The organism is Kitasatospora sp. NBC_01302, from assembly GCF_035976515.1.
Classification (GTDB): Bacteria; Actinomycetota; Actinomycetes; order Streptomycetales; family Streptomycetaceae; genus Kitasatospora.
Genome location: NZ_CP108404.1, coordinates 4,135,233 through 4,159,259, shown reverse-complemented (window position 1 = coordinate 4,159,259; position 24,027 = coordinate 4,135,233). Strand labels below are relative to the sequence as shown.

Annotated in this window: 30 protein-coding genes; 17 read left to right on the top strand and 13 right to left on the bottom strand. The window is 71.1% G+C overall.

The window, feature by feature from the left end:
• Positions 1 to 26: 26 nt before the first annotated feature.
• The 3 genes from OG294_RS17830 to OG294_RS17820 all read right to left on the bottom strand — a co-directional run bounded on the left by OG294_RS17830 (position 27) and on the right by OG294_RS17820 (position 1,238).
• Positions 27 to 299: a hypothetical protein gene (locus tag OG294_RS17830; protein WP_327067485.1), complete on the bottom strand. Its 273-nt coding sequence runs from the start codon at positions 297 to 299 to the stop codon at positions 27 to 29.
• Positions 300 to 491: 192 nt separating this feature from the next.
• A complete protein-coding gene (locus OG294_RS17825; RefSeq protein WP_184936990.1) occupies positions 492 to 830 on the bottom strand; it encodes a rodlet layer protein in 339 nt (112 codons plus the stop codon).
• A gap of 69 nt (positions 831 to 899) precedes the next feature.
• Entirely contained in the window at positions 900 to 1,238 is a 339-nt protein-coding gene (locus tag OG294_RS17820) for a rodlet layer protein (protein ID WP_184936991.1), read from the bottom strand.
• Between the two features lie 426 nt (positions 1,239 to 1,664).
• On the opposite strand from OG294_RS17820, the gene OG294_RS17815 reads away from it, so the two are divergent.
• Positions 1,665 to 2,348, top strand: a complete 684-nt coding sequence (locus tag OG294_RS17815) for a hypothetical protein (protein WP_327067484.1) — start codon at positions 1,665 to 1,667, stop codon at positions 2,346 to 2,348.
• An 81-nt stretch (positions 2,349 to 2,429) separates the two neighbouring features.
• On the opposite strand, the gene OG294_RS17810 is transcribed toward OG294_RS17815, so the two are convergent.
• From OG294_RS17810 to OG294_RS17795, 4 genes are all read right to left on the bottom strand, one after another.
• The gene (locus OG294_RS17810; RefSeq protein WP_327067483.1) at positions 2,430 to 2,807 is read right to left on the bottom strand and encodes a hypothetical protein; all 378 of its coding nucleotides are present in this window, start codon (positions 2,805 to 2,807) and stop codon (positions 2,430 to 2,432) included.
• 87 nt (positions 2,808 to 2,894) lie between these two features.
• Positions 2,895 to 3,164, bottom strand: coding sequence for a chaplin (locus OG294_RS17805; RefSeq protein ID WP_327067482.1), 270 nt, complete (start codon positions 3,162 to 3,164; stop codon positions 2,895 to 2,897).
• 95 nt (positions 3,165 to 3,259) lie between these two features.
• Positions 3,260 to 3,502 (bottom strand): chaplin, encoded by a 243-nt coding sequence (locus OG294_RS17800; RefSeq protein ID WP_327067481.1) that lies wholly within the window; start codon positions 3,500 to 3,502, stop codon positions 3,260 to 3,262.
• A 186-nt stretch (positions 3,503 to 3,688) separates the two neighbouring features.
• Positions 3,689 to 3,928, bottom strand: a complete 240-nt coding sequence (locus OG294_RS17795) for a chaplin (protein ID WP_184937001.1) — start codon at positions 3,926 to 3,928, stop codon at positions 3,689 to 3,691.
• 253 nt (positions 3,929 to 4,181) lie between these two features.
• Between OG294_RS17795 and OG294_RS17790 the strand changes: the two genes are divergently transcribed.
• A complete protein-coding gene (locus OG294_RS17790) occupies positions 4,182 to 4,421 on the top strand; it encodes a chaplin (RefSeq protein ID WP_184937003.1) in 240 nt (79 codons plus the stop codon).
• A gap of 205 nt (positions 4,422 to 4,626) precedes the next feature.
• Positions 4,627 to 6,276, top strand: coding sequence for an RICIN domain-containing protein (locus tag OG294_RS17785; protein ID WP_327067480.1), 1,650 nt, complete (start codon positions 4,627 to 4,629; stop codon positions 6,274 to 6,276).
• A gap of 59 nt (positions 6,277 to 6,335) precedes the next feature.
• On the opposite strand, the gene OG294_RS17780 is transcribed toward OG294_RS17785, so the two are convergent.
• Positions 6,336 to 6,923 (bottom strand): hypothetical protein, encoded by a 588-nt coding sequence (locus tag OG294_RS17780; RefSeq protein ID WP_376778494.1) that lies wholly within the window; start codon positions 6,921 to 6,923, stop codon positions 6,336 to 6,338.
• Between the two features lie 285 nt (positions 6,924 to 7,208).
• On the opposite strand from OG294_RS17780, the gene hemL reads away from it, so the two are divergent.
• The 9 genes from hemL to OG294_RS17735 all read left to right on the top strand — a co-directional run bounded on the left by hemL (position 7,209) and on the right by OG294_RS17735 (position 15,523).
• Complete coding sequence (gene hemL, locus OG294_RS17775) at positions 7,209 to 8,543, top strand: glutamate-1-semialdehyde 2,1-aminomutase (protein ID WP_327067479.1); 1,335 nt, start codon at positions 7,209 to 7,211, stop codon at positions 8,541 to 8,543.
• Positions 8,540 to 9,217, top strand: a complete 678-nt coding sequence (locus tag OG294_RS17770; RefSeq protein ID WP_327067478.1) for a histidine phosphatase family protein — start codon at positions 8,540 to 8,542, stop codon at positions 9,215 to 9,217. The genes hemL and OG294_RS17770 overlap by 4 nt, the downstream gene beginning before the upstream one ends.
• Positions 9,218 to 9,333: 116 nt before the next feature.
• Positions 9,334 to 9,936, top strand: a complete 603-nt coding sequence (locus tag OG294_RS17765; protein WP_327067477.1) for a TlpA family protein disulfide reductase — start codon at positions 9,334 to 9,336, stop codon at positions 9,934 to 9,936.
• A 107-nt stretch (positions 9,937 to 10,043) separates the two neighbouring features.
• Positions 10,044 to 10,646 (top strand): TlpA family protein disulfide reductase, encoded by a 603-nt coding sequence (locus tag OG294_RS17760; protein WP_327067476.1) that lies wholly within the window; start codon positions 10,044 to 10,046, stop codon positions 10,644 to 10,646.
• Positions 10,647 to 10,681: 35 nt separating this feature from the next.
• A complete protein-coding gene (locus OG294_RS17755; protein WP_327071584.1) occupies positions 10,682 to 11,428 on the top strand; it encodes a cytochrome c biogenesis CcdA family protein in 747 nt (248 codons plus the stop codon).
• A 1-nt stretch (position 11,429) separates the two neighbouring features.
• Positions 11,430 to 13,208 (top strand): cytochrome c biogenesis protein ResB, encoded by a 1,779-nt coding sequence (resB, locus tag OG294_RS17750; RefSeq protein WP_327067475.1) that lies wholly within the window; start codon positions 11,430 to 11,432, stop codon positions 13,206 to 13,208.
• Positions 13,209 to 13,253: 45 nt separating this feature from the next.
• Positions 13,254 to 14,369 carry a c-type cytochrome biogenesis protein CcsB gene (gene ccsB, locus OG294_RS17745; protein ID WP_327071583.1) on the top strand — a complete coding sequence of 372 codons (1,116 nt, stop codon included), beginning with the start codon at positions 13,254 to 13,256 and terminating at the stop codon, positions 14,367 to 14,369.
• A gap of 189 nt (positions 14,370 to 14,558) precedes the next feature.
• The gene (locus OG294_RS17740; RefSeq protein WP_327067474.1) at positions 14,559 to 14,963 is read left to right on the top strand and encodes a hypothetical protein; all 405 of its coding nucleotides are present in this window, start codon (positions 14,559 to 14,561) and stop codon (positions 14,961 to 14,963) included.
• Between the two features lie 65 nt (positions 14,964 to 15,028).
• Positions 15,029 to 15,523 carry a GNAT family N-acetyltransferase gene (locus OG294_RS17735; protein ID WP_327067473.1) on the top strand — a complete coding sequence of 165 codons (495 nt, stop codon included), beginning with the start codon at positions 15,029 to 15,031 and terminating at the stop codon, positions 15,521 to 15,523.
• Here OG294_RS17735 and OG294_RS17730 read toward each other — a convergent pair.
• The 3 genes from OG294_RS17730 to OG294_RS17720 all read right to left on the bottom strand — a co-directional run bounded on the left by OG294_RS17730 (position 15,501) and on the right by OG294_RS17720 (position 18,189).
• On the bottom strand, positions 15,501 to 15,713 hold the full coding sequence (locus OG294_RS17730; RefSeq protein ID WP_327067472.1) for an acyl-CoA carboxylase epsilon subunit: 213 nt from the start codon (positions 15,711 to 15,713) through the stop codon (positions 15,501 to 15,503). The genes OG294_RS17735 and OG294_RS17730 overlap by 23 nt on opposite strands.
• Before the next feature lie 99 nt (positions 15,714 to 15,812).
• On the bottom strand, positions 15,813 to 17,399 hold the full coding sequence (locus tag OG294_RS17725; RefSeq protein ID WP_327067471.1) for an acyl-CoA carboxylase subunit beta: 1,587 nt from the start codon (positions 17,397 to 17,399) through the stop codon (positions 15,813 to 15,815).
• Between the two features lie 448 nt (positions 17,400 to 17,847).
• Complete coding sequence (locus OG294_RS17720) at positions 17,848 to 18,189, bottom strand: PLD nuclease N-terminal domain-containing protein (RefSeq protein ID WP_327067470.1); 342 nt, start codon at positions 18,187 to 18,189, stop codon at positions 17,848 to 17,850.
• Positions 18,190 to 18,294: 105 nt separating this feature from the next.
• Between OG294_RS17720 and OG294_RS17715 the strand changes: the two genes are divergently transcribed.
• The 3 genes from OG294_RS17715 (at position 18,295) to OG294_RS17705 (ending at position 21,128) form a co-directional block, all read left to right on the top strand.
• The gene (locus OG294_RS17715; protein ID WP_327067469.1) at positions 18,295 to 19,752 is read left to right on the top strand and encodes a menaquinone biosynthesis decarboxylase; all 1,458 of its coding nucleotides are present in this window, start codon (positions 18,295 to 18,297) and stop codon (positions 19,750 to 19,752) included.
• Positions 19,749 to 20,657: a menaquinone biosynthesis prenyltransferase MqnP gene (gene mqnP / locus OG294_RS17710; RefSeq protein WP_327067468.1), complete on the top strand. Its 909-nt coding sequence runs from the start codon at positions 19,749 to 19,751 to the stop codon at positions 20,655 to 20,657. The genes OG294_RS17715 and mqnP overlap by 4 nt, the downstream gene beginning before the upstream one ends.
• A gap of 102 nt (positions 20,658 to 20,759) precedes the next feature.
• Positions 20,760 to 21,128: a VOC family protein gene (locus OG294_RS17705; RefSeq protein ID WP_327067467.1), complete on the top strand. Its 369-nt coding sequence runs from the start codon at positions 20,760 to 20,762 to the stop codon at positions 21,126 to 21,128.
• 16 nt (positions 21,129 to 21,144) lie between these two features.
• Here the strand turns inward: OG294_RS17705 and OG294_RS17700 are convergent, their stop codons facing one another.
• Together OG294_RS17700 and OG294_RS17695 are read right to left on the bottom strand one after the other, a co-directional pair.
• Entirely contained in the window at positions 21,145 to 21,855 is a 711-nt protein-coding gene (locus OG294_RS17700) for an MOSC domain-containing protein (protein ID WP_327067466.1), read from the bottom strand.
• A 64-nt stretch (positions 21,856 to 21,919) separates the two neighbouring features.
• Positions 21,920 to 22,678 carry a cyclase family protein gene (locus tag OG294_RS17695; protein WP_327067465.1) on the bottom strand — a complete coding sequence of 253 codons (759 nt, stop codon included), beginning with the start codon at positions 22,676 to 22,678 and terminating at the stop codon, positions 21,920 to 21,922.
• 39 nt (positions 22,679 to 22,717) lie between these two features.
• Here OG294_RS17695 and OG294_RS17690 point away from each other — a divergent pair, with 39 nt between their 5' ends.
• The gene (locus OG294_RS17690; RefSeq protein ID WP_327067464.1) at positions 22,718 to 23,416 is read left to right on the top strand and encodes a UbiX family flavin prenyltransferase; all 699 of its coding nucleotides are present in this window, start codon (positions 22,718 to 22,720) and stop codon (positions 23,414 to 23,416) included.
• A gap of 149 nt (positions 23,417 to 23,565) precedes the next feature.
• The gene (locus tag OG294_RS17685; protein ID WP_327067463.1) at positions 23,566 to 24,024 is read left to right on the top strand and encodes an Lrp/AsnC family transcriptional regulator; all 459 of its coding nucleotides are present in this window, start codon (positions 23,566 to 23,568) and stop codon (positions 24,022 to 24,024) included.
• The last annotated feature ends 3 nt before the right edge of the window (positions 24,025 to 24,027 follow it).

Sequence of the window (24,027 nt, the reverse complement as noted above, 5' to 3'; positions counted from 1 at the left end):
CCCTTCGTCATGTCCGGCCCGGTGGCTCAGTGGTGGTGCATGCCGTCGATCTCGACCGCGCCGGCACCCTCGCCGCCGGTGGCCGTGGCGGTGGCCCAGCCGTCGCCCGAGCCCGCGATGTGCACGTGGCTGGTGCCCGCGACACCCTCGAGCCAGCCGGCCGCGAGGACGGGGTGGGCGCTGACCATGCCGCCCCCGTCACCGCCGGTGTAGACATGGGCGTAGGCCGGAGCGGCGATGGCGGCGATCATCAGCGCGCCGGCCGAGACGGCAGCGGCCTTGCCGAGCGTCTTGAGCATGGGAATCGGTCCTTCCTCGTGGTGGATTGACTGCTCGTCAACTACATGGCAGCGGAGCCGGGGGAAGCGTGCTCCCCGGCTCCGCTGGGTCCAGCTCTGGAGGGTCGGATACTGCTCTGGAGGGTCAGGTGCTTCAGGCGGCGCGTGGCGGACCGGTCGGGGCCGGCCGGTCCGCCCGTTTGCGGGGCTTGGTCAGCCGATCAGGTGCGACAGCGCGCCGTCGCCGTTGGCCTGGGTGGTCTGGCCCACGTTGCAGATCTGGTGCTGCTGCTGGTTGAGGACCGGCACGTCGACCTGGACCGGCACGAGGCCGACCTGGACGTGGTGCACCTCGGGCAGGCAGACGTTGGTGTTGTCCAGGGTGTGGTAGTTCGGGCTGTGGTCGCCGTGGGTGCCGGTGTGGTTGGTGCCACCGTTGCCCTGCACCGAGGCGGCCGAGCCGTCGGCGTCGCCGATCGCCATCGAGGGGGCGGCGGACATCGCGATGGCGGCGGTGGCCAGACCGGCGGTGGCGAGGACCTTCTTCAGCATGGGAGTGCTCTCTCTTGCTACGGGGTTACTGGGGGAGGTGGAGCGGGTGGAGCGAGGTGGCTTGCTTGCTCAGCCGATCAGGTGCGAGGCGACACCGTCGCCGTTGCTCTGGGTGGGCTGACCCTGGTTGCAGACCTGGTGCAGCTGCTGGTTTCCGACCGGCACGTCCGCCTGGACCGGCACGAGGCCGACCTGGACGTGGTGGATCTCCGGCAGGCAGATGTTGGTGTTGTCCAGGAAGTGGAAGTTGGGGCTGTGGTTGCCCCAGGTGCCGGTGTTGTTGGTGCCGCCGTTGCCGGAGAGCGAGGCCGCGGAGCCGTCCGCGTTGCCGATCGCCATCGCCGGGGTGACGCCGGCGGCCATCGCGGCGGCCACCAGGCCGACGGAGGCCAGGGTCTTCTTGATCATGAGGTTCCTCTCTGGATTGCTGCGTCCGCTGCGTCTGGGTGCAATCCGTTCTCCGAATTGACCTGGTCTGCGGTCACCATGACGTCCGCGGCGTATTCAGGAAAGTGATCACATTCGGCAGACCTCTGGCTGCGGTGCGATCGGGCACCCGATCCGGCCGTTGTCATGCTCGTTGTGCGGTGACATCGATATCAAAGAACGGCGGCCCGGAAAGTTACGCGAGGCGTGCCGGGAAAAATTCCGTACGACCGAATCAACCGGCGTGTCGGTGCTATTAATGAGCCATTCCGGTTAAGCCGCGCCTACTCCAACCGCGCCGGGTCGTTGAAACAGATCGACCCCGGTCCTGTCCGGCGGGCCGTGCGACGGGCCCACCGGTGCCGGGGACACGTCCCAGTGCCTCACGAGATCGGATCAGAGAAGACGATGAAGCTTCCCAAGCGGACCGGTGTACTGCTGCTGGCGGTCGGTGCGTCGGCGATCGCGGGCCAGGGCGCGGCCAGCGCCGCCGGTGCCCAGCCGATGACTCCGGGCCAGCCGATGACCCCGGCCCAGGTGGCGGCGATGGAGAACGGCCTGGCGACCAAGACGGTGCCGCTGCGGATCCCGCTGGAGACGGTCAGCGAGCACGCGCCGATGCTGCCGCTGGGCGGGGACGTCCACGGTGCGCTGCCGGCCTCCCCGGTGCTGCCGCCGGTGCAGGGCGGCCCGGAGAAGCACGAGCTGGTGCCGGACAAGGTCGTGCCCGCGCTCAACTTCAGCAAGGTCGGCCCGAGCCTGGGCAGCGACCTGCCGCTGCCGGCGGTGGCCGACGGGGTGCGGCCCGGCAACCTGGACCTGGACGCGCCCTCGGCCCCCTTGAAGGCGGTGGGCCCGGCCGTCGGCCTCGGGCACCCGCTCAACTTCGTGGAGGGTGCGGACGGCCAGCTGAAGAACGGCTCGCTGTCGGCGGGCGACCTGGACCCGCGGGTGCTGCCCGGCGCGCTCTCGGCCGGCCCGGACGCCAAGGCCTCGCTCGGCGGGCCCGACCAGCACGCCCCGATGCTCAAGACGGCGCAGGACCTGCTCGACACCACCGCGGCCACCGCCCAGGAGGCCACCCAGGGCTGAGGCCCTGCGGCCCCGGGGGCATGGCTCAGGCCCGGTGCGAGCACCCGCACCGGGCCTGACCCATGCCCGACGGGCGCTCGCTCAGTGGCCCGGCACCGCGCCGAGCAGCAGCCCCAGGCCCGGCAGGTCCTTGGCCCCGCCGCCGTCGCTGAGCGCCCCGGTGACGGCCGTGCTGCTGACCGGGCGCATGCCGGGGTTGTCCGGCTTGACCGCGACCGCGTTGTTCAGCGGATCGGCACTGGACTGGGCGAACGGGTCCAGGCGCAGGTCCTTGACCGGCCCGGTGACGTAGCCGACGGCCCCCAGCGCCGGGCCGACCTCGGTCGGCTGCAGCTGTGCCTTCGGTACGGGGGCCTGCGGTACGGCGGAGTCGGCCATGGCGGTGCCGGCCGCCGCGGGGGCGAGCAGCAGGGCCGCCCCCAGCGCGGCCAGCGCGCCGCTGGTGGTGGTGAGGCTCAACGGGGTCCTTCTCTCTTGCGGGCCGGAAACGGCGCTGTCCCCCGGACGCGGAAGTCCGGGGGACAGCGCTCACGCGACTTCCGCTGCTCAGCAGTCGTCGTCGTGGTGGTGCGGGGCCTCGACGTTGGCGCAGGTGTTGCCGAACGCCGGGTTCAGCAGGCCGATCACGTTGATCGAGTTGCCGCACAGGTTCACCGGGATGTGCACTGGCACCTGGATGGCGTTGCCGGAGGCGACGCCGGGGGAGTGGGCGGCGACGCCCTCCGCACCCGCGCTGGCGTTGGCGGCACCGGCGGCACCGATCACCAGGCCGACGGCGGCGGTGGAGAGGATGGCGAGCTTCTTGGTGGACTGCATGGGGGATCTCCTAGGGGATCATCACGGGGTGGCGGGCTGTGCTGCCAGGGGGAGGCGGCCGCACAGCCCGCGGCGCCGGGTCAGCGGGGGGTGGCTCAGCCCGCGTTGGCGCAGGTGTTGCCGAACGCCGGGTTCAGCGCGCCGATCACGTCGATGGTGTTGCCGCACAGGTTCACCGGGATGTGGATCGGGACCTGGATGGCGTTGCCGGACAGCACGCCGGGCGAGCCGGCCGCGACGCCCTGGGCGCCCGAGCTGGCGTTGGCCGCGCCGGCACCGGCCAGCAGCAGGCCCGCAGCGGCGGTGGTCAGGACGAGGGACTTCGAGAACTTGCGCATGAGTTATTCCTCCGTTGATTTCCCGGGAGCACTTCGGTCGGACACTTCGTCGTCCCGGTCGTCCCGGGTACCGGGCGAAACAGGATGGGCGATCGGAAGGTTCCGGCCGACCGGCCCGAATTCACTCAGCCGGGCGAAAGCCCGGCGATTCGAGCGGGCGGCGGACCGGAATTACCGTCCTGGTGGTCAGGCGTTGACGCAGGTGTTGCCGAAGGCCGGGTTCAGGATGGTGACGAGGCCGATGCTGTTGCCGCAGAGGTTCACCGGAACGTGCACGGGGACCTGGATCAGGTTGCCGGAGAGCACACCGGGCGAACCGACCGCGGCACCCTCGGCACCCGCGTTGGCCGAGGCGGCGGACGCGCCACCGATGATCAGAGCGGCGGCGGCGGCCACGCCGAACGCGCCGTGGACGAGCTTGCGCATGACGGAATTCTCTTTCTGCCTACGATTGCTGACGGTGTGAAGCGGCTTCCCGACATAGAACGAGCACCGGCGCGGCCGGAAACGGGCACCGTCCTGGATCACCCGATCGCCTGCACACGCGGTCCGGGCAGGGGCGGTGGGCCGGGTGGCTGCGCGCAAACGGGTGAATTCGGCGGGGTGGGCCGCAACCCCTCGCGGTATGGGGTCGTTGCTGGTCATGCACGCATCGTGCTCAGCAACAAGGAGACTCAATATGAGCGTCAAGAAGGCTGCCGCTGTCGGCGCCGCCGTGGTCGGCATCGTGGCCGCGGGTGCCGGGACCGCCATGGCCAGCGCGGGCGCCGAGGGTGCCGCTGTCGGCTCCCCCGGTGTCCTCTCCGGCAACCTGATCCAGGTCCCGGTGCACGTTCCGGTCAACGCCTGCGGCAACAGCATCGACGTGATCGGTCTGCTGAACCCGGCGTTCGGCAACACCTGCGTCAACGAGGGCTGATCCACCCCTGGCGAAGCCGTCGTCCGTCGTCTCCCCTCCTGAGACGACTGGCGGCGGCTTTGGCCTGTCCGCGCGGCCCTTCTCCGCCGGGCCATATGAGTGGGGCTCAACTTCTGTTGCCGCGAGCCTTGTTGCGTTACTTGTCAGTACCTACCATGTGAACCCGCTCACCGCACAGCTCCGCCACCCCCACCAAGGAGTCTGCGTGATCAGGAAGCTCACATCCGGTCCGCCCACCGTGCTGCTCGCGGTCGCCGCACTGGTCGCCACCATCGGCCTGGCCACCGGCGCCCCACCGGCCCACGCCGCCGCCGACTCCCCGTCGCCGCGGGCCGCGTTGCCCAGCGCGGTGGTCTCGCTGGGCGACAGCGCGATCTCCGGCGAGGGCGCCGGGACGGACACCAATGACGGCTACTTCGCCGGCACCGACGGCCCCAAGGACTACTGCCACCGGCACCCCCAGTCGGAGATCTTCGACACCGGCCTGTCCGGCGTCACCGCCGTCGACCTGGCCTGCTCCGGGGCCCAGACCGGCGACCTGGTCAGTGATCCGACCCTGGCCAAGGTCACCGGCGGCGGCAGCGGCGACTTCGGCGAGCCCAAGCAGGACGCCCAACTCGCCCAGACCGCGGGCAAGTACGACGTCAAGATGGTCGTCGTCACGATCGGCGCCAACGACGACTTCGACTTCAGCGGCATCATGGAGAGCTGCCTCGGGCAGTACTTCCCGATCCCCAAGTCGCAGGGCTGCCGGGACACCATCGGCAGCGCCACCATCACTCAGCGGGCCGCCGCGGTGATCCCCAAGGTGACCGCCGCGCTCACCGACGTCCGCCAGACCATGCGCGCCGCCGGCTACGCGGACGGTGACTACCAGCTGGTCTACCAGTCGTACTTCACCCCGATCACCCCCGACATCCGCAGCAACGACTACGCGACCAAGGTGGCCCAGGGCTGCCCGGCCTTCCCCGAGGACCTGGCCTGGGGCCACAACTGGGTGGTGCCGACCTTCGACGACGCGCTGCGCCAGGCTGCCGAGGCCGTGCCCGGGGTGCGCTTCCTGGACCAGCGCCGGGTCACCTACGGCCACGAGGTCTGCGCCGAGTGGACCACCTCGCCCTACGAGTACACCAACGGCGACGTGATCGACCTCTCGGAGAACACCCGCAACGGCTGCGACTACTCGATCGGCATCCTCTCGCTCTGCGAGAACGAGATCCGGCAGTCCTACCACCCCCGGGTCGCCGGCTACCAGGCCGAGGGCAACTGCCTGGGCGAGTTCTACAACGAGCCCGGCCAGCAGGAGGCCTACTGCACCCTGGACCAGGCCGACGGCACCACGATCATGCCGCTGACGCCGGGTCAGCCCTTCGGCGACGTCCCCGAGGACGGCGCCTGGTACCAGCTGACCAACGCCGCCACCGGCCAGGTGCTCGACTTCGCGGGCGGCGGGACCTACGGCGACGCCACCAACGGCCGACTCGCCATCAACTATCCGGCGGACGGCGGCCTCAACCAGTCCTTCGTGCTGGAGGCCAAGCCCGGCGGCAGCTACGAACTGGACTTCAGCGGCAACCGCACCATGTGCCTGGACGCCACCGGCGCGGCCACCGCCCCCGGCACCCGCCTCGAACAGTGGGGCTGCAACGGCGGCGGCAACCAGCACTGGATCTTCGAGCCCGCCGGCCAGAACCAGTACAAGCTGGCCGACTCCCAGGACACCACCAAGGTCGCCACCGTCAGCGCCGACCACGACGCCCAGAACAACCCGATCGTGGAACTCGCCGCCGACACCGGCGCACCGGCCCAGCTCTGGCAGCTCACCAAGCTCGGCATCGTCTACCTGCACGGCTGAGCCCGCCACGTGAGTGTGGGAAGCCGGCCCGCCCGACTTCCCACCCCATGCGGGTCAGCTCACGGCCACACCAGGCAGTACAGCTGGTGCCCCGCGTCGTGCAGCCGGTTGGCGAAGTCCTGCCACTCGTGCAGCATCGTGTAGATCACGAACGCGTCCCGCGGCCCGCGCCGGTCGGGGACGGTGGACCAGATGAAGGCGGCCGCGCCCAGCTCGGTCTCGTCCGCCTTGCGCAGGGGCTCGACCACGGTGTGGGGCAGCTGGACCACCGCGTAGTCGGGGTGCAGCACGACCAGTTCGAGCGGCGGGACCTGGTGGAGCGGGACGCCCTCGATGCCGGTGAGGACCATGGCGCTCATGGTCTCCGGTTTGATCTTGGTGGAGAGGTGGCCGGTGGGGGAGCCGCTGGTCTCCATCAGGTCGCCGAGGCGCCCGAGCGAGCCGAGCTCGCCGGCGTCCAGCCCCAGCCCCCCGGGGCCGAGCGCGGTGGGGACTCTCGCGGCGGTCGCGCGGTCGGGTGCGCCGAAGTACTTGTACGTCACCCCCACGCGTCCCTCACCCCGCCTTCCCCTTCCCGCGCGGGCGGCCTTGCGGCCGGCCCCCGTGGCCTCCTCGAAGCCGTCCTGCTCCTCGGACACTCGGACCATCCTCACCGGAATTCGCCGGAATCGACAGACCCCCGGACCTCCGGTGTCCCGCCGGATGTCCCTTTTTCCCGTTATGTCAGCGATTGTGCGCCGTGCCCGGCCAGCGTCGACCGCATCACGTCACATCGCGCCCAGCCCCGCACCGGGGCGCGTCGCCGCGCTCTCCAGTGTGCGGGATGAACCGACCGTGGCCGCACACGGATCATCGTTCCAGATGATCGGCCCCGACATGCAGAGGTAAAGGACACGATTTGAGAGCGGCGCCGTTTGAGAGGATGTGGTCTCGTGAGCTACCCCTATGAAGCACCCCAGTCCCAGTCGCTCTTCGAGCGCGCCTCGGCCGTGACCCCCGGCGGGGTCAACTCCCCGGTGCGCGCCTTCCGCGCCGTCGGCGGCACCCCGCGCTTCATGGTCTCGGGCAACGGCCCCTACCTGACCGACGCCGACGGCCGCGAGTACGTCGACCTGGTCTGCTCCTGGGGCCCGATGATCCTGGGCCACGCGCACCCGGCCGTCCTGGAGGCGGTGCGCGAGGCCGTCGGCAAGGGCACCTCGTTCGGCACCCCCGGTCAGGGCGAGGTCGAGCTGGCCGAGGAGATCGTGGCCCGGGTGGCTCCGGTCGAGCAGGTCCGCCTGGTCTCCTCGGGCACCGAGGCGACCATGTCCGCGATCCGGCTGGCCCGCGGTTTCACCGGCCGGGCCAAGGTCGTCAAGTTCGCCGGCTGCTACCACGGCCACGTGGACGCGCTGCTGGCCGCGGCCGGCTCCGGCGTCGCCACCTTCGCGCTGCCGGACACCCCGGGCGTGACGGGCGCCCAGGCGGGCGACACCATCGTGGTGCCGTACAACGACCTGGCCGCCGTGGCGGAGGCCTTCGCCCGGCACCCGGGCGAGATCGCCTGCGTGATCACCGAGGCCGCCCCCGGCAACATGGGCGTGGTCCCGCCGGGGCCCGGTTTCAATGCCGGCCTGGCCCGGCTCTGCCAGGAGAACGGCGCGCTCTTCATCTCGGACGAGGTGATGACCGGCTTCCGCGTCTCCAAGGCGGGCTGGTACGGCCTGGAGGCGGCAGGCGAGGGCTGGGCGCCCGACCTGCTGACCTTCGGCAAGGTGATGGGCGGCGGCTTCCCGGCCGCGGCCTTCGGCGGTCGCGCCGACGTGATGGCCCACCTGGCCCCGGCCGGCCCGGTCTACCAGGCCGGCACGCTCTCCGGGAACCCGGTCGCCACCGCGGCCGGCCTGGCCCAGCTGCGGGCCTGCACCGACGAGGTCTACGCGACCCTCGGCCGGGTCGCCGACACGGTCTCCGGCCTGGTCTCCGAGGCGCTGACCAAGGAGGGCGTGGCGCACCGGCTGCAGAAGGCGGGCACCATGTTCTCGGTCTTCTTCACCGAGGAGCCGGTCACCGACTACGCCTCCGCGAAGCGTCAGGAGGCCTTCCGCTTCACCGAGTTCTTCCACAGCCTGCTCGCGGACGGCGTCTACCTGCCGCCGTCGGCCTTCGAGTCCTGGTTCGTCTCGGCCTCCCACGACGAGCGCGCGATCGAGCGGATCGCCGCCGCGCTGCCCGCCGCCGCCCGCGCCGCGGCGCTGGCCAAGCCCGCGGAGGAGCTGCGATGACCGAGACCACGGTGGTGCACCTGGTGCGCCACGGCGAGGTGCACAACCCCGAGGGCGTGCTCTACGGGCGGCTGCCCGACTACCACCTGTCCGAGCTGGGCCGGCAGATGGCCGACCGGGTCGCCGAGCACCTGGCCGACCGCGACATCACCCACGTGGTCGCCTCCCCGCTGGAGCGCGCCCAGGAGACGGCCGAGCCGACCGCCAAGTCGCACGGTCTCACCGTCGCGGTGGACGAGCGCCTGATCGAGGCCGACAACATCTTCGAGGGCAAGACCTTCGGCGTCGGCGACGGCTCGCTGCGCAACCCGCGCTACTGGAAGTACCTGGTCAACCCGCTGCGCCCGTCCTGGGGCGAGCCGTACGTGGAGCTGGCGGTGCGGATGATGGGCGCGCTCGCCGGGGCGCGGGACGCCGCGCGCGGGCACGAGGCGGTCTGCGTCAGCCACCAGCTGCCGATCTGGATCGCCCGCTCCTTCGCCGAGAAGCGCCGGCTGTGGCACGACCCGCGCAAGCGGCAGTGCTCGCTGGCCTCGCTGACCAGCTTCACCTACGAGGGGGACAAGCTGGTCTCGGTCGGCTACCGCGAGCCGGCCCGGGATCTGCTGCCGGCCCACCTGGTGGGCAAGGGCGGCAAGGGGGACAAGCCGGTGGGCAAGAGTTTCGGGGCTTGATCCGCTTAACGCCGATCGGCATTTAAAGGATCTTTACAGTCCCAGTTCACAGGGGGGTCGGCAGAGAACTGCCGACCCCCCTGAAACACCTTCAACTACCGTGCGAGACTTTTCACATGTCTGGCACGCCCCGTTTCCGCCTGGCCGCGCTTTTCACCGCGGCAGCCGCCGTGCTGGCGCTCGCCGGCTGCAGCTCGACCGGCAGCGGCGGCAGTGCCGACGCCCAGGGCGGGTTCGTCGCCGGCCAGGACGGGCTGGGCACGGTCCCACCGGCGAACCGGAAGCCGGCCCCGGCGATCTCGGGCAAGGACCTGGAGAACAAGCAGGTCGCGCTCTCGGACTACACCGGCAAGATCGTGGTGATCAACGCCTGGGGCTCCTGGTGCTCGGCCTGCCGCAGCGAGGCTGCCGGGCTGGAGCAGTCGTACCAGAAGTACAAGGACCAGGGCGTGGAGTTCCTGGGCATCAACACCCGGGACACCGACCCGACCAACGCCCGGCAGTTCGAGGAGAACCACGGGATCGCCTACCCGAGCATCTACGACCCGGACGGCACCCAGATCCTCAAGTTCCCCAAGGGCAGCGTCGACCTGCAGGCCCTGCCGGCCACCCTGGTCGTGGACCGCCAGGGCCGGCTGGCCGCCCGCGCGATGCGGGCGGTCTCGAGCCACGACCTGGACACCCTCCTGGAGCCGCTGCTCGCGGAGCAGCATTCCTGACGCCGATCGGCGCTTAAAGGATCTTTACACCCGCAGTTCACAGGGGGGTCGACACGCAACTGCCGACCCCCCTGAAACGCCCTGAACTGTCATGCGAAACTTTTCACATGTCTGGTACGCCCCGCTTCCGCCTGGCCGCGCTTTTCACCGCGGCAGCCGCCGTTCTCGCCCTCGCCGGCTGCAGCTCGACCGGCAGCGGCGGCAGTGCCGACGCCCAAACCGGATTCATCACCGGCACCGGCGGCGTGGACACCGTTCCGCTGGCCAACCGGAAGCCGGCCCCGGCGATCTCGGGCAAGGACCTGGAGAACAAGCAGGTCGCGCTCTCGGACTACACCGGCAAGATCGTGGTGATCAACATCTGGGGCTCCTGGTGCTCGCCCTGCCGCAAGGAGGCCGCCGGGCTGGAGCAGTCGTACCAGAAGTACAAGGACCAGGGCGTGGAGTTCCTGGGCATCAACACCCGGGACACCGACCCGACCAACGCCCGGCAGTTCGAGGCGAACCAGGGGATCACCTACCCGAGCATCTACGACCCGGACGGCACCCAGATCCTCAAGTTCCCCAAGGGCAGCCTCAACCCGCAGACCATCCCGACCACCATGGTCGTGGACCGCCAGGGCCGGCTGGCCGCCCGCGCGATGCGGCCGGTCTCGATCTACGACATGGACGCCATCCTGGAGCCGCTGCTCGCGGAGCAGCACTCGTGACCGGCGCCCTCACCCTGCTCGCCGACGGCAACGGGATGAACCAGACGGTGAGCAGCGGCCCGCTGCTGCTCGCCGTCCCGGTGGCGGTCGCGGCCGGCCTGGTCTCGTTCTTCTCGCCCTGCGTGCTGCCGCTGGTCCCCGGCTACCTCTCGTACATCACCGGCTTCTCGGCCGCCGACCTGGCGGACGCCCAAGGGCGCCGGCGCGGACGGATGCTGGCCGGCTCGATGCTCTTCATCGCGGGCTTCGCGGCGGTCTTCATCTCCTTCGGGGCGCTCTTCGGCAACTTCGGCAACACCCTGCGCGACGACCGGCAGACCGTGAACATCGTGCTGGGCAGCCTGACGGTGCTGATGGGCCTGGCCTTCATGGGGTTCCTGCCGGGATTCACCAACCGCGAGTTCCGCTCGCACCGCCGGCCGGTGGTCGGCCTGCTCGGTGCCCCGCTGCTCGGCGTCGTCTTCGGGCTGGGCTGGGCCCCGTGCACCGGGCCGACCATGGCCTCCCTGCTCTCGCTCTCGTTCACCCAGGCCAGCGCGGCGCGCGGAGCTTTCCTGATGGCCGTCTACTGCCTGGGACTCGGCCTACCGTTCGTGGTGGCGGCGCTGGCCTTCCGCAAGGCACTCGGTGCTTTCAGCTTCATCAAGCGGCATTACCAGTGGGTCATGCGGATCGGCGGCGGCATGCTGGTCGCCGTCGGCGTCCTGCTGATCACCGGCGGCTGGGACTACCTGGTGAACCAGCTTCAGTACGTCGCCCCCAGCGGCGAGATCGGAATCTGACGTGAGTGACACCGACCTCAAGTCCGCGGACGCCACCCCACCGCCGGGTGATGCCCCGGCGGACGAGGTGTCGGCCGGGCGGCTGACCAGCGCGCCGCAGGAGGCGGAGGCGCCGGCCGGCATAGGGCTGCTGGGCTGGGCGCGCTGGACCTGGCGTCAGCTGACCTCGATGCGGGTCGCGCTGATCCTGCTCTTCATGCTCTCGCTGGCCGCGATCCCGGGCTCGCTGATCCCGCAGACCAGCGAGAACCCGTTCAAGGTGCAGACCTTCCAGGCCGCGCACAAGAGCGTCACGCCGATCTACATCAAGCTCCAGCTGTTCGACGTCTACAGCTCGGTGTGGTTCTCGGCGATCTACATCCTGCTCTTCATCTCGCTGGCCGGCTGCATCATCCCGCGGACCTGGCAGTTCGTCGGGGTGCTGCGGGCCAAGCCGCCGGCGGCGCCGGCCAACCTCACCCGGATGCCGGTCTACGCGGCCTGGCACACCGACGCCGACCCCGAGACGGCGGTGCGCGCCGCCGAGCGGCTGCTGCGCAAGCGCCGCTTCCGGGCCCACCTGGCGAACGGCGCGGTCGCCTCCGAGAAGGGCTACCTGCGCGAGGTCGGCAACCTGCTCTTCCACCTCTCGCTCTTCGCCCTGCTGGCCGGCTTCGCCTGGGCGAGCCTGGCCAGCGGTACCGGCAGCAAGCTGGTGGTGGAGGGCGGCGGCTACACCAACACCATGACCCAGCTGGACAACTTCACCGGGTCGGCCTTCTACGGCCCCGAGGACCTGGACCCGTTCGGCTTCAACCTGAACAACTTCACCGCCACCTACCAGACCACCGGCGACCAGATCGGCGAGGCCCGCGACTTCACCGCGCACATCCAGTACTGGAAGGGCGCGGACCCGACCAAGCTGAAGGGCGGTGAGATCCAGGTCAACCAGCCCCTGGAGATCGACGGCAGCAAGGTCTTCCTGATCGCCCACGGCTACGCCCCGGTGATCACGGTGCGGGACGGCAGTGGCAAGGTCGTCTACCACGACCAGGTGCCCTTCCTGCCGCAGGACACCAACCTGACCTCGACCGGCGTGATCAAGGTCGGCGACTACGGGCAGAAGGACGGCAAGAAGGTCCAGCTGGGCTTCCAGGGCTTCTTCCTGCCGACCGCGCCGGCCAACTTCGACGCCAACACCGGCCCGCGCTCGCTCTTCCCGGGCCCCGCGGCCCCGACCATGGTGCTCACCGCCTACGAGGGCGACCTGGGCACCGACTCGGGCCAGCCGCAGAACATCTACCAGCTGGACCTGAGCCACATGACCCAGCTGCAGCAGGACGGGCAGCCGGCCAAGGTCAAGATGGTCCCGGGCCAGGGCTGGGAACTGCCGGACGGCTACGGGTCGATCACCTTCGACGGCTACAAGCAGTGGGCGAACTTCAGCGTCTCGCACCGCCCCGGCAACTCGGTCGCGCTGACCGGCGCGGTGCTCGCGGTGCTCGGCCTGATCGGCTCGCTGATGGTCCAGCGCCGCCGGATCTGGGTCCGCGCGGTCGCCACGCCGGACGGCCGGACCCTGGTGGAGCTGGCGGGCCTGGCCCGCAGCGAGTCGGCGAAGATCGCCGAGGAGCTGGCCGAGCTGGCGGTCGACCTCCAGGACGACGCCCCGGCCCTCGACGACGAAGCACCGGCCGAGGCGTCGCTCGACGCACCGGCCGATCCGCCTGCCGACTCGCCCGGAGAGTCACCCGGCACCCCCGCAGATGCCACCCCCGCCGCACCGGAATCCAAGGAGTAGACGGTGACTAACCTCGCCACCGGGGTCAATACCCAACTGTCGGGCATGTCCGACAAATTGATCTACTCGGCCATGTTCGTCTACGCGCTGGCCATGTTCGCCCACATGTTCGAGTGGACCTTCGGCAGCAAGGGCGGCGTCGCGCGCCGCTCCGCCGAGCAGGCCTCGCTGGCCGCCGCTGCCGCCGCGGCCAGCCTGCCCGGACAGGCGGCGGCGGCCCAGGCGGCCAAGAAGGTGACCGTCACGGTCGCCACCGGCGACGGCGGCACCACCACGCTGACCCGCACCGCGCTGGCCGGCGAGGGCGCCACCGTGGTCACCAGCGGCCGCGGCGACGAGCTGGACTTCGACGGCCCGGGCGCGGCCGGCAGCAGCGAGAAGGGCGACCTGGCGGGCCGGATCGCCATCTCGCTCACCGTCCTCGGCTTCCTGTGCAACTTCGGCGGCGTGCTCTGCCGCGGCCTGTCGGTGATGCGCTGGCCGTGGGGGAACATGTACGAGTTCTCCTGCGCCTTCGGCGTCACCATGATCGGCGCCTACCTGCTGATGCTGGCGCTCGGCAAGCCGGTCCGCTGGATGGGCCTGCCGGCCGTGGTGGCCGCCTGCCTGACCCTGGGCCTGGCCACCAGCGTGCTCTACACGGACGACGAGCAACTGGTGCCCGCGCTGCACTCCTACTGGCTGGCGATCCACGTGACCGCCGCGATCATCTGCGGCGGCGCCTTCTACGCGGCCTTCGCCACCACCGCGCTCTACCTGGGCCGCGAGTCCTACGACAAGCGGGTGGCGGCCGGCCTGCCGGGCGGCCCGTTCAAGACCGCGGCCTCGATCTGGGAACGGCTGCCCGCCACCGCCACCCTGGACAAGCTCTCCTACCGGATCAACGCGCTGGTCTTCCCGCTGTGGACGTTCACCATCATCGCGGGCGCGATCTGGGCCGAGGCGGCCTGGGGCAAGTACTGGGAGTGGGACCCGAAGGAGACCTGGTCCTTCATCACCTGGGTGGTCTATGCCTGCTACCTGCACGCCCGGGCGACCGCGGGGTGGAAGGGCCGCAAGGCGGGGTACCTGGCGCTGCTGGCCTTCGCCTGCTTCCTGTTCAACTACTACGGCGTCAACATCTTCATCACCGGCAAGCACTCCTACGCGGGTGTGGGCTGATCCGACCGTCCCGGCACCCCGTCCCGCCGCCGATCCCGCCGACCGCAGCTGACGGTGTCGGCGAGATCACCGGCCTGACGGGGTGTCAGTGCCGGTGCGATGGGCAGGAGTCGGAACGAGTGACTGGCTGTACAGAGTGGGACGTACCGGTACCGATGCCGGTGCACCAGGCAGCGGGGAGGTCGCGACATGGACAGCGATGAGCTCATGCTGACGGTCCGGATCACGGTCGCCGAGCGGGCACTGCTGCGGCGCCTCGCGCAGGGGCACCGCAGCGACCTGTCCGAGGTGGTGGCCGACGGGCTGCTCGACATCCTGCCGACGCTGTCCGGCACCGCCCGCGCCTACCTGCTGCTGGCCGCGCTGACCGAGCCCGCCCCGTGCGCCCTGACGGTCTGGCTGCCCGCGCCGCTGGCCGACCTGCTGGTGCCCGCCGCCGACCAGGTGGCGCTGGCGACCGGGGTGCGGCTGGGCTCGGGCAGCTCGATGCTGGGCGCCGCGCTGCGGCTCTGGCTGGCCCAGGACCCGCAGCTGCTGGCCGACCACCTGGACCTGATGCACGCGGGCCGCTCGACCGGCCTGGTGGCCGCCTAGCCCCGGCCTCGGCCCGGGGGAAAAGCAGGTGCCCCGCGGGTGCCGTCGCGGCCATCATGACCCGCGTGAACGCGAAGATCTGGACCATCGAGCCGACCCCGGTCGACCACCCCGAGGCCGTCGCCCTGCTGCGCGCCTACCTGACCGAGATCGTGGGCCGCTACTACCAGCGCCCCGCCACCGAGGCGGAGGTCGACCAGGTCGAGGAGTGGGAGCCCGCCACCGGACTCGCCGCCTTCCTGGTGGCGCGGCTGGACGGCCTGCCGGTGGGCTGCGTGGGCCTGCGCGAGCTGGCGCCGGGGCTGGGCGAGCTGACCAAGGTCTACCTCGGCCCACCCGCCCGCGGCCAGGGCGCCGGCGGGCGGCTGATCGCCGCCGTGGAGGCGGCGGCGCTGGAGCTGGGGCTGACCACGCTGCGCCTGGACACCCGCGCCGACCTGGTGGAGGCGCGGGCGCTGTACGCGCGGCAGGGCTATCGCGAGATACCCCGCTACAACGACAGCGCGTTCGCCGCCCACTGGTTCGAGAAGGAGCTGATCAGGCGGCCCACTGCCAGCTGACCGGCGAGTAGTACACGGGGTGGCGGTCCAGCCGCTGCCAGCGGGCGATCGGCTCGACCGGAGCCAGGCCGGCGGCCGGCGCCGCGCTCGCGGCGGCGCGGGCGAGCAGGACGGCGGTGAGGGCGGCGAGCTCCTCGTCGGACAGGGTGCCGCGGGTGACGCGGACGAGCGGTTCGGCTGCTGCGGTCATGGCTGGGTCTCTCTCCCCCGGAAAGCGGTGCCCCCGGAAAGCTGTGGTCGACGAGGTGGCGCGCGGGCCCGGCGGCGGTCGGCCGCCGGGCGGCGGCTGCTACATCGGTGGGTTGCCGTGCTTGCGGCTGGGCAGGTCGGCGTGCTTGGTGCGGAGCATGGCCAGGGCGTGGGCGAGGACGGCGCGGGTCTCGGCGGGGTCGATGACGTCGTCCACCAGGCCGCGTTCGGCCGCGTAGTACGGGTGCATCAGCTCGTTCTTGTACTCCTTGATCTTCTGCGCGCGCATCGCCTCGGGGTCCTCGGCCCCGTTGATGTCGCGCCGGAAGATCACGTTGGCCGCGCCCTCGGCGCCCATCACCGCGATCTCGTTGGTCGGCCACGCGTAGGACAGGTCCGCGCCGATCGAGCGCGAGTCCATCACGATGTACGCCCCGCCGTAGGCCTTGCGCAGGATCAGCGAGATCCGCGGCACCGTGGCGTTGCAGTACGCGTACAGCAGCTTCGCGCCGTGGCGGATGATCCCGTCGTGCTCCTGGTCCACACCCGGCAGGAAGCCGGGCACGTCCAGGAGGGTGACCAGCGGGATGTTGAACGCGTCGCACATCTGCACGAAGCGGGCGGCCTTCTCCGAGGAGTGGATGTCCAGCACCCCGGCCAGCGACTGCGGCTGGTTCGCGATGATCCCGGTGACGTGCCCGTCGATCCGCGCCAGCGCCACGATCACGTTCGTCGCCCACCGCTCGTGGATCTCCAGGAACTCGCCGTGGTCGACGATCTCCTCGATCACCTTGCGCATGTCGTAGGGGCGGTTCCCGTCGGCCGGCACCAGGTCCAGCAGCGTGTCGTTGCTCCGCTCGACCGGGTCCTCGCTGGCGGTGGCCGGCGGCATCTCCCGGTTGTTCTGCGGCAGCAGCGACAGCAGGTAGCGCACCTCCTCGATGCACGACTGCTCGTCGTCGTAGGCGAAGTGCGACACCCCCGACACGCTGGAGTGCACATCCGCACCCCCCAGCCCGTTCTGGCTGATCTTCTCCCCGGTCACCGCCTGCACCACGTCCGGACCGGTGATGAACATCTGCGAGGTCTCACGGACCATGAAGACGAAGTCGGTCAACGCCGGGCTGTAGGCCGCACCGCCCGCACACGGGCCCAGCATCACCGAGATCTGCGGGATCACCCCCGAGGCCCGGGTGTTGCGCTGGAAGATGCCGCCGTAACCGGCCAGCGCCGTGACACCCTCCTGGATCCGGGCCCCGGCGCCGTCGTTCAGCGACACCAGCGGCGCACCCGCCGCGATCGCCATGTCCATGATCTTGTGGATCTTCTGCGCATGCGCCTCACCCAGCGCCCCGCCGAAGATCCGGAAGTCGTGCGCGTAGACGAACACCGTCCGCCCGTGCACCGCACCCCAGCCCGTGATCACACCATCGGTGTGCGGCTTCTTGTTCTCCAGCCCGAACCCCGTGGCCCGATGCCGGCGCAACGGCTCCACCTCGTGGAACGAACCCTCGTCCACCAGCAGATCGATGCGCTCACGCGCCGTCAACTTGCCCTTCGCGTGCTGCGCCTCGGTCGCCTTGTCACTGGGACCACGCCGCACCGCCGCACGCAACTCGTGCAACTCCGCGACCCGGCCACGCGCGTCCGCGGGCTCACCCGCAGCGGCCTCCTGCAACACCGTCATCTCGAACTCCCAGGTATGTGAGCGAGCGAGCAGTCGGTGTCGGCTGTGGGCTCCGGCTGCGATTTCCTTCTTCCCCTACGACATTACGAGGCCGGGCCACTCCGTTTCGGCGTTGATTCCGTACAAGGTCCTCTCGGTTTACCTGTCGAGGCCATACAGAAATCCTGATCGCGAGGCCGAGGAGACAGTCACTCGAATGCCTCCTGGGCGCCGCCTTGCGCCGTGCACGCCAAGATCGGCAGTGTCTTGGCGGAAAAGTCGATTCCCCAGCTCAGAGTGGGTTGCTAGGGGGTGACCCAGTGGGCCGCAGGGTGTCGGCCAGGGGTCGGTAGGGGTTGGTCCCGGGAACGGGTCGGTGGACCATCAGTCGTAGGGATACACCAAAAGGCGAAGATTGCGGATCAAGCGGCACAGTACCGGGGCCGGGCCCGGCCCCCGGGCTGCTGCGTCAGGTCGTGGCGTCGCCGCGGCCCTCCCGGCGGCGGCGCTCGTTGTCGCGCTGCAGCGAGGCGAGGAACTCGGGGTCGTCGTCCGGTGCCAGTGGGCGTCCGAGCGGGGCCGGCCCGTCCGGCGCGAAGCCGGCGCCCCGGCCCAGCACCGGCGCACCGCGGCGCCGCCCCGCCAGCAGCCAGGCGAGCGGGCCGAGCAGCACCTCGCCGAAGAAGAGGATGAGCAGGATCCAGACCACCTTGGGCAGGTGGCGGACCTCCTGCTCGGGGGTGGTCAGGCAGTCGATGAACGCCCACACCCAGAGCAGCAGGACGACCAGGAACGGCAGATAGTCCAGCACGTCGGTTTTCTCTCCCCCGAGACCGAGCGGGCGGCGGGCCCCGCGCCGCGGTGGAGCGGGACCTGTTGACCGGGCCAGGCTATCGGGTACCCGATACTGGCAGGCATGGCATACGACGATCTCCGCTCGTTTCTGCGGGCTCTCGAACGAGAAGGCGACCTCAAGCGCATCAAGGTCGAGGTGGACCCCCATCTGGAGATCGGCGAGATCGTCGACCGGGTGCAGAAGGCCAAGGGCCCGGCGCTGCTCTTCGAGAACGTCAAGGGCTCCACGATGCCGTTGGCGATGAACGTCTTCGGCACCGAGCGCCGGCTGGCCAAGTCGCTCGGCCTCAAGTCGCCGGAGGACATCGCGGAGAAGATCGCCGGGCTGCTGAAGCCCGAGCTGCCGCACGGTTTCACCGGCGTCCGGGACGCCTTCGGCAAGCTCGCCTCGATGACCCACGTGCCGCCGCGCAAGGTCAAGACGACCGAGGCGCCGGTGCAGGAGGTGGTGCTGACCGGTGACCAGGTGGACCTGGACACCCTGCCCGCGCTCTTCACCTGGCCGCTGGACGGCGGCTCCTTCTTCAACCTGGGCCTGACCCACACCAAGGACCCGGAGACCGGCGGGCGCAACCTGGGCCTGTACCGCCTGCAGCGGCACGACAAGCGGACCATCGGCATGCACTGGCAGATCCACAAGGACAGCCACAACCACTACCAGGCCGCCGCCCGGCGCGGTGAGCGGCTGCCGGTGGCGATCGCCTTCGGCTGCCCGCCGGTGGTCACCTACGCCGCCACCGCCCCGCTGCCCGGCGACATCGACGAGTACCTGTTCGCGGGCTTCGTGGCCGGCGAGCGGGTACGGATGGTCGACTGCAAGACCGTCCCGCTCCAGGTGCCGGCCGACGCCGAGGTCGTGCTGGAGGGCTGGCTGGAGCCGGGCGAGATGCTGCCCGAGGGCCCGTTCGGCGACCACACCGGCTTCTACACCCCGCAGGAGCCGTTCCCGGCGCTGACCATCGACTGCGTCACGATGCGCCGCCGCCCGATCCTGCAGTCCATCGTGGTCGGCCGCCCGCCGACCGAGGACGGACCGCTGGGCAAGTTCACCGAGCGGTTCTTCCTGCCGCTGCTCAAGATCATCATCCCGGACATCGTCGACTACGACCTGCCCGAGGCCGGCGGCTTCCACAACTGCGCGATCGTCTCGATCGACAAGAAGTACCCCAAGCACGCGCAGAAGGTGATGCACGCCATCTGGGGCGCCCACATGATGTCGCTGACCAAGCTGATCATCGTGGTGGACGCCGACTGCGACGTGCACGACTACCAGGAGGTCGCCTGGCGGGCGCTGGGCAACACCGACTACAGCCGCGACCTGAGCGTGGTCGAGGGCCCGGTGGACCACCTGGACCACGCCTCCTACCAGCAGTTCTGGGGCGGCAAGGCGGGCATCGACGCGACCCGCAAGCTCCCCGAGGAGGGCTACACCCGCGACGGCGGCTGGCCGGAGATGGTCAGCTCCGACCCGGCCACGGCCACCCTGGTCACCAAGCGCTGGACGGAGTACGGACTGTGAGCCTGACCGCCGACGCGTTCGAGGCGCCCCCGAGCAAGACCAGGTCCTTCCTGCGCCTGGTCCTGATCGAGCACTCGGTCTTCGCCCTCCCCTTCGCCTACATCGCCACCCTCACCGCGATGTTCCTCGCGGACAAGCGGGTGCACTGGGGGCAGCTGCTGATCGTCACCGTCGCGATGGTGAGCCTGCGGACCTTCGCGATGGCCGCGAACCGGATCATCGACCGCGAGATCGACGCCCGCAACCCCCGTACCGCGGGCCGCGAGCTGGTCACCGGCGCGGTCTCGCTGCGCACCGCCTACACCGGCTCGGGCATCGCCCTGCTGGTCTTCCTCGGTGCCGCGGCCCTGCTCAACCCGCTCTGCCTGGCGCTCGCGCCGGTGGCCGTGGTGCCGATGGTGGTCTACCCCTACGGCAAGCGCTTCACCGACTTCCCGCACGCGATCCTCGGGCTGGCCCAGGCGATGGGCCCGGTCGGCGCCTGGCTGGCCGTCACCGGCACCTGGTCCTGGGACGCGGTGGTGCTCGGGCTCGCGGTGGGCATCTGGATCGGCGGCTTCGACCTGATCTTCGGCTGCCAGGACGTGCTGGCCGACCGGGCCGAGGGCGTCCGCTCGGTGCCCGCCCGGTTCGGCGTCGCCGCGGCGCTCACCGGCGCCCGGGTCTGCCACGCCGTCACCACCGGGCTCTTCGTCTGGTACGGCGTGCTCACCCACGTGGGCCCGGCGTTCTACGTCGGCCTGGCCGTGGTGATCGTCGCGTTCTGCTACGAGCACAGCATCCTCAAGCCGGACGACCTCTCCCGCCTCAACCGGGCCTTCTTCACCGCCAACGGATTCGTCGGCGTCTCGCTGTTCGGCTTCGCCCTGCTGGACCTGATCCTGCGCGGCCTGCACTTCGCCTGACGCGGCGTCGGCCACCCCGGGGCACGCCCCCGGGGTGGCACCTTCTCAGGGCCCGGCGGGTACGCGATGATCGGAGCCCGAACGGGCCCTGGAGGAGCGTCGATGCTCGGTACCCTGCAGTGCGTGGTGCTGGACTGCCACTACCCGGCCGCGCTGGCCCGGTTCTACGCCGCGCTGCTCGGCGGCGAGGTGGACCGGCCCGACCCCCGCTGGCGGCTGGACGAGGACTGGTCGACCCTGCACACGCCGGACGGGCTGGTGCTCGCCTTCCAGCGGGCCGAGGACTTCCACCCGCCGCAGTGGCCCGACCCGGGCCACCCGCAGCAGTTCCACCTCGACGTGCAGGTCGCCGACCTGCCGGCCGCCGAGCGCGAGGTGACCGCGCACGGCGCGGCCTTCCTGCGCCGCGAGGCGGGCTGGGTCATCTACGCCGATCCGGCCGGCCACCCGTTCTGCCTGCTCTCGCACTGACCTGCGGCCCTGGCTGCTAGAGCAGTCGCAGCCGGTCCCCGACCCGCAGCGGGCCGGGCGCGCTGACGGTCGCCAGCACGTCGAGGCGCCGCTGGTGGGCCCGGTCCAGCACCCGCAGGATCCCGGGGGCGTGCGGCAGCCCCGGCTGCGCGGCGGCGGCCATCGCGCAGCGCTCGCTGGAGCGGACGAAGGCCAGCCGGGCGCCGGACCTCAGCTCGCCCTCCCGCCCGAACCAGTGGTCCTCGACGAACGGCGGGGTGCCCGGCGGGGTGCGCAGCACGATGTTGGGGCGGAACCGGCGCTCGTCCACCAGCTCGGTGGGCACGGCCTCGCGCAGCCAGTCCAGGGTCGCGGTGGTCAGCAGGCTCACCGGCAGCTGGTCGAAGTGCGAGACGGCGTCCTCGCGGGCCAGTTCGACGCCGTCCCGCTGCAGGTAGGCACGGAGGAAGGCGGTGGGATCGGCGATCGGGCGGCCCAGCGGGTCGAGCAGCTCGGGGCCCTCCAGCCGGTGTCCGAGCCGCGAGCCCAGGCGCAGCAGCCCGTCCATCCGCCGGAACCGCCGGGTGGTCTTGCCCGAGCCGAGCCGGCCGTCGGCGTCGCGGACGGCGTAGAGCCGGTCGCCGGCCAGGCCGCGGTCGTCCAGGGCGACCTGGGTCAGGCGCTCCCCGGCGGTCGACTTCACGGGGTAGCGCCAGAGCCGCTCGACCACTCCGACGATCTCTGCCATGGACGGGCAGCCTATCGGGGGCGGCGAACCTTGGTCTAGACCTATGGAGCAGGCCGGGGAGCGCTCAGCCGACCCGTGCCACCGCCCGCACGGGTGCGCCGTCGGCCGCGGCCAGCCGCAGCGGGAAGAGGCTCAGGCTGATCGGCTTCTCCCGGGCCTGGGCCTCCAGCAGCGCCGTCAGGTCGGTGAGGTTCTCCGCGATCACGCCGCCGCCCTCGGCGCCGAGCAGGATCCGGTGGGCGGCCAGCAGCGGCGCCTCGGCCACCGGGGCGGTGTCGTGCTCGTCGGCCAGGCCCGCCAGCAGCACGGCCACCGCCGGGTCCGCCGGGCCGGGGTCGGGGGTGGCGTCGACGCTCAGCGCGTCCACCCCGAGGGTGCGCACGCCGGCCGCCACGATCGCCTCGGCCGCCTCGGGCGTCAGGTAGGGGTGGGCCAGATAGCGTTCGGTGCCCCAGAACCGCGGCCAGCCGGTGGCCAGCAGCAGGATCGCGCCGGGCGTCAGCCGCTCCAGGGCGGGCGCCAGCTGATCGGGTGTCACCGGGGTGCGGGCCGGCAGCGCGCGCAGGTCGGCCACCACCGCGGGGCCGGTGAACCGGCTCAGCGGCAGCCCGTCCAGCGTGGGCCAGGTGACGTCCACGTGGTACGGGGCGTCCACATGGGTGCCGGACTGCGAGCCGAGGTGCACCGAGAGCACGTTCACCCCGGCGGTGTCGGTGGTCAGCGCGGGGCGCAGAGCCACCTCGGGGTCACCGGGGTAGACGGGCATGCCGGTGGTGACCTGGTGGGTGAGGTCGATCAGGACCGGGTCCGGCGAAGAAGTCACCCCACCATGCTCTCGCGTCCCAGGCCCTAGGGTGCGGGTATGGGCAAGGAAGACGACGACACGGTACGGCGGCCCTGGGTGGTCGCGGTCTCGGGCGCCTCGGGCACGCCGTACGCGGCCTCGGTGATCCGGGCACTGCTGGCGGCCGGCGAGGCGGTGGACCTGGTGGTCAGCCGGGCCGCCCGGCTGACCATCCTGGACGAGACCGGCATCTCCTTCCGGGACGCGCACTGGCGCACCGACCTGGCCGCCTGGCTGTGCGGCGAGCCGGGCGGTGACAGCCCGGCGGCCGCCGGCCTGTCCGGCGCCGAGCTGGACGACGTCCGCTACTGGGCCGCCGGCGACTTCGCGGCGGGCCCCTCCAGCGGCTCCTACCCGGCCAAGGGGATGCTGGTGGTGCCGGCCACCACCGGCGCGGTGGCCGGCATCGCGCTCGGCCTGAGCAAGGACCTGCTCCAGCGGGCCGCCGCCGTGACTCTCAAGGAGCGCCGCCCGCTGGTGGTCTGCGTCCGCGAGACACCGCTCGACGGAGTGACGCTGCGTCACCTGGTGGAGCTGGACGCGGCCGGCGCGGTGGTGCTGCCCGCCTCGCCCGGGTTCTACGCGGGCGGCTCCACCGCCCGGGAGCTGGTGGACTTCGTGGCCGGGCGGGTGCTGGACGCGGTCGGGGTGCCGCACACGCTCTACCGCCGCTGGGGCGGCGAGCTCGGCGCGGCCCGCACCGCCGAGGGGACGTAGGAGTGCCCGCGCCGAGAGAGTATGTTCTCTGCGATATCTGGCATCCGACATCTGACGTCTGCGAAAACCGGGTTGCACCACGTGTGAACCCTTGGAATTGCGGATAATGCTCTCGGAGTCTGGCGAGTTCGGAAGGACGCGGACGGTACATGGACACGGTGGACAGACAGCTCATCCAGGCGCTCCGGGAGAACGGTCGCGCCTCCTACGCGGAACTGGGCCGCCTGGTGGGCCTGTCGGGTCCGAGCGTCACGGACCGGATCAACCGGCTGGAACAGGCCGGCGTGATCACCGGCTACCGGGCCACCGTCAACCCGGCCTCGCTCGGCTTCGGGGTGACGGCCCTGATCGGCCTCCAGCTCACCGACGCGGCCGACCACGAGGACGTGGCGCACCGGCTGAAGGACCTCGGCGAGGTCGAGGACTGCTGGTTCATCGCGGGCGACGACTCCTACATGCTCAAGGTGCGGGTCTCCGACGTGGAGGGCCTGGAGTCGGTGGTGAAGCGGCTGTCGGGCACCAAGGGGGTGGCCCGCACCCGGACCACCGTCGTACTGTCCACCAAATGGGAGAACCGGGTCAGCGAGCTCCCGGCCCTGAGCGACTGAGTC

Coding starts and splice junctions, on each gene's coding strand:
- OG294_RS17805 (WP_327067482.1), bottom strand. CDS start 3,164: ATGCAGTCCACCAAGAAGCTCGCCATCCTCTCCACCGCCGCCGTCGGC.
- OG294_RS17780 (WP_376778494.1), bottom strand. CDS start 6,923: ATGGTCCGAGTGTCCGAGGAGCAGGACGGCTTCGAGGAGGCCACGGGG.
- OG294_RS17765 (WP_327067477.1), top strand. CDS start 9,334: ATGTCTGGCACGCCCCGTTTCCGCCTGGCCGCGCTTTTCACCGCGGCA.
- OG294_RS17790 (WP_184937003.1), top strand. CDS start 4,182: ATGAGCGTCAAGAAGGCTGCCGCTGTCGGCGCCGCCGTGGTCGGCATC.
- OG294_RS17760 (WP_327067476.1), top strand. CDS start 10,044: ATGTCTGGTACGCCCCGCTTCCGCCTGGCCGCGCTTTTCACCGCGGCA.
- OG294_RS17830 (WP_327067485.1), bottom strand. CDS start 299: ATGCTCAAGACGCTCGGCAAGGCCGCTGCCGTCTCGGCCGGCGCGCTG.
- OG294_RS17740 (WP_327067474.1), top strand. CDS start 14,559: ATGGACAGCGATGAGCTCATGCTGACGGTCCGGATCACGGTCGCCGAG.
- OG294_RS17705 (WP_327067467.1), top strand. CDS start 20,760: ATGCTCGGTACCCTGCAGTGCGTGGTGCTGGACTGCCACTACCCGGCC.
- OG294_RS17820 (WP_184936991.1), bottom strand. CDS start 1,238: ATGATCAAGAAGACCCTGGCCTCCGTCGGCCTGGTGGCCGCCGCGATG.
- OG294_RS17700 (WP_327067466.1), bottom strand. CDS start 21,855: ATGGCAGAGATCGTCGGAGTGGTCGAGCGGCTCTGGCGCTACCCCGTG.
- OG294_RS17715 (WP_327067469.1), top strand. CDS start 18,295: ATGGCATACGACGATCTCCGCTCGTTTCTGCGGGCTCTCGAACGAGAA.
- OG294_RS17825 (WP_184936990.1), bottom strand. CDS start 830: ATGCTGAAGAAGGTCCTCGCCACCGCCGGTCTGGCCACCGCCGCCATC.
- OG294_RS17795 (WP_184937001.1), bottom strand. CDS start 3,928: ATGCGCAAGCTCGTCCACGGCGCGTTCGGCGTGGCCGCCGCCGCCGCT.
- ccsB (WP_327071583.1), top strand. CDS start 13,254: ATGTCCGACAAATTGATCTACTCGGCCATGTTCGTCTACGCGCTGGCC.
- OG294_RS17730 (WP_327067472.1), bottom strand. CDS start 15,713: ATGACCGCAGCAGCCGAACCGCTCGTCCGCGTCACCCGCGGCACCCTG.
- OG294_RS17725 (WP_327067471.1), bottom strand. CDS start 17,399: ATGACGGTGTTGCAGGAGGCCGCTGCGGGTGAGCCCGCGGACGCGCGT.
- OG294_RS17770 (WP_327067478.1), top strand. CDS start 8,540: ATGACCGAGACCACGGTGGTGCACCTGGTGCGCCACGGCGAGGTGCAC.
- OG294_RS17685 (WP_327067463.1), top strand. CDS start 23,566: ATGGACACGGTGGACAGACAGCTCATCCAGGCGCTCCGGGAGAACGGT.
- OG294_RS17815 (WP_327067484.1), top strand. CDS start 1,665: ATGAAGCTTCCCAAGCGGACCGGTGTACTGCTGCTGGCGGTCGGTGCG.
- OG294_RS17755 (WP_327071584.1), top strand. CDS start 10,682: ATGAACCAGACGGTGAGCAGCGGCCCGCTGCTGCTCGCCGTCCCGGTG.
- OG294_RS17690 (WP_327067464.1), top strand. CDS start 22,718: ATGGGCAAGGAAGACGACGACACGGTACGGCGGCCCTGGGTGGTCGCG.
- OG294_RS17800 (WP_327067481.1), bottom strand. CDS start 3,502: ATGCGCAAGTTCTCGAAGTCCCTCGTCCTGACCACCGCCGCTGCGGGC.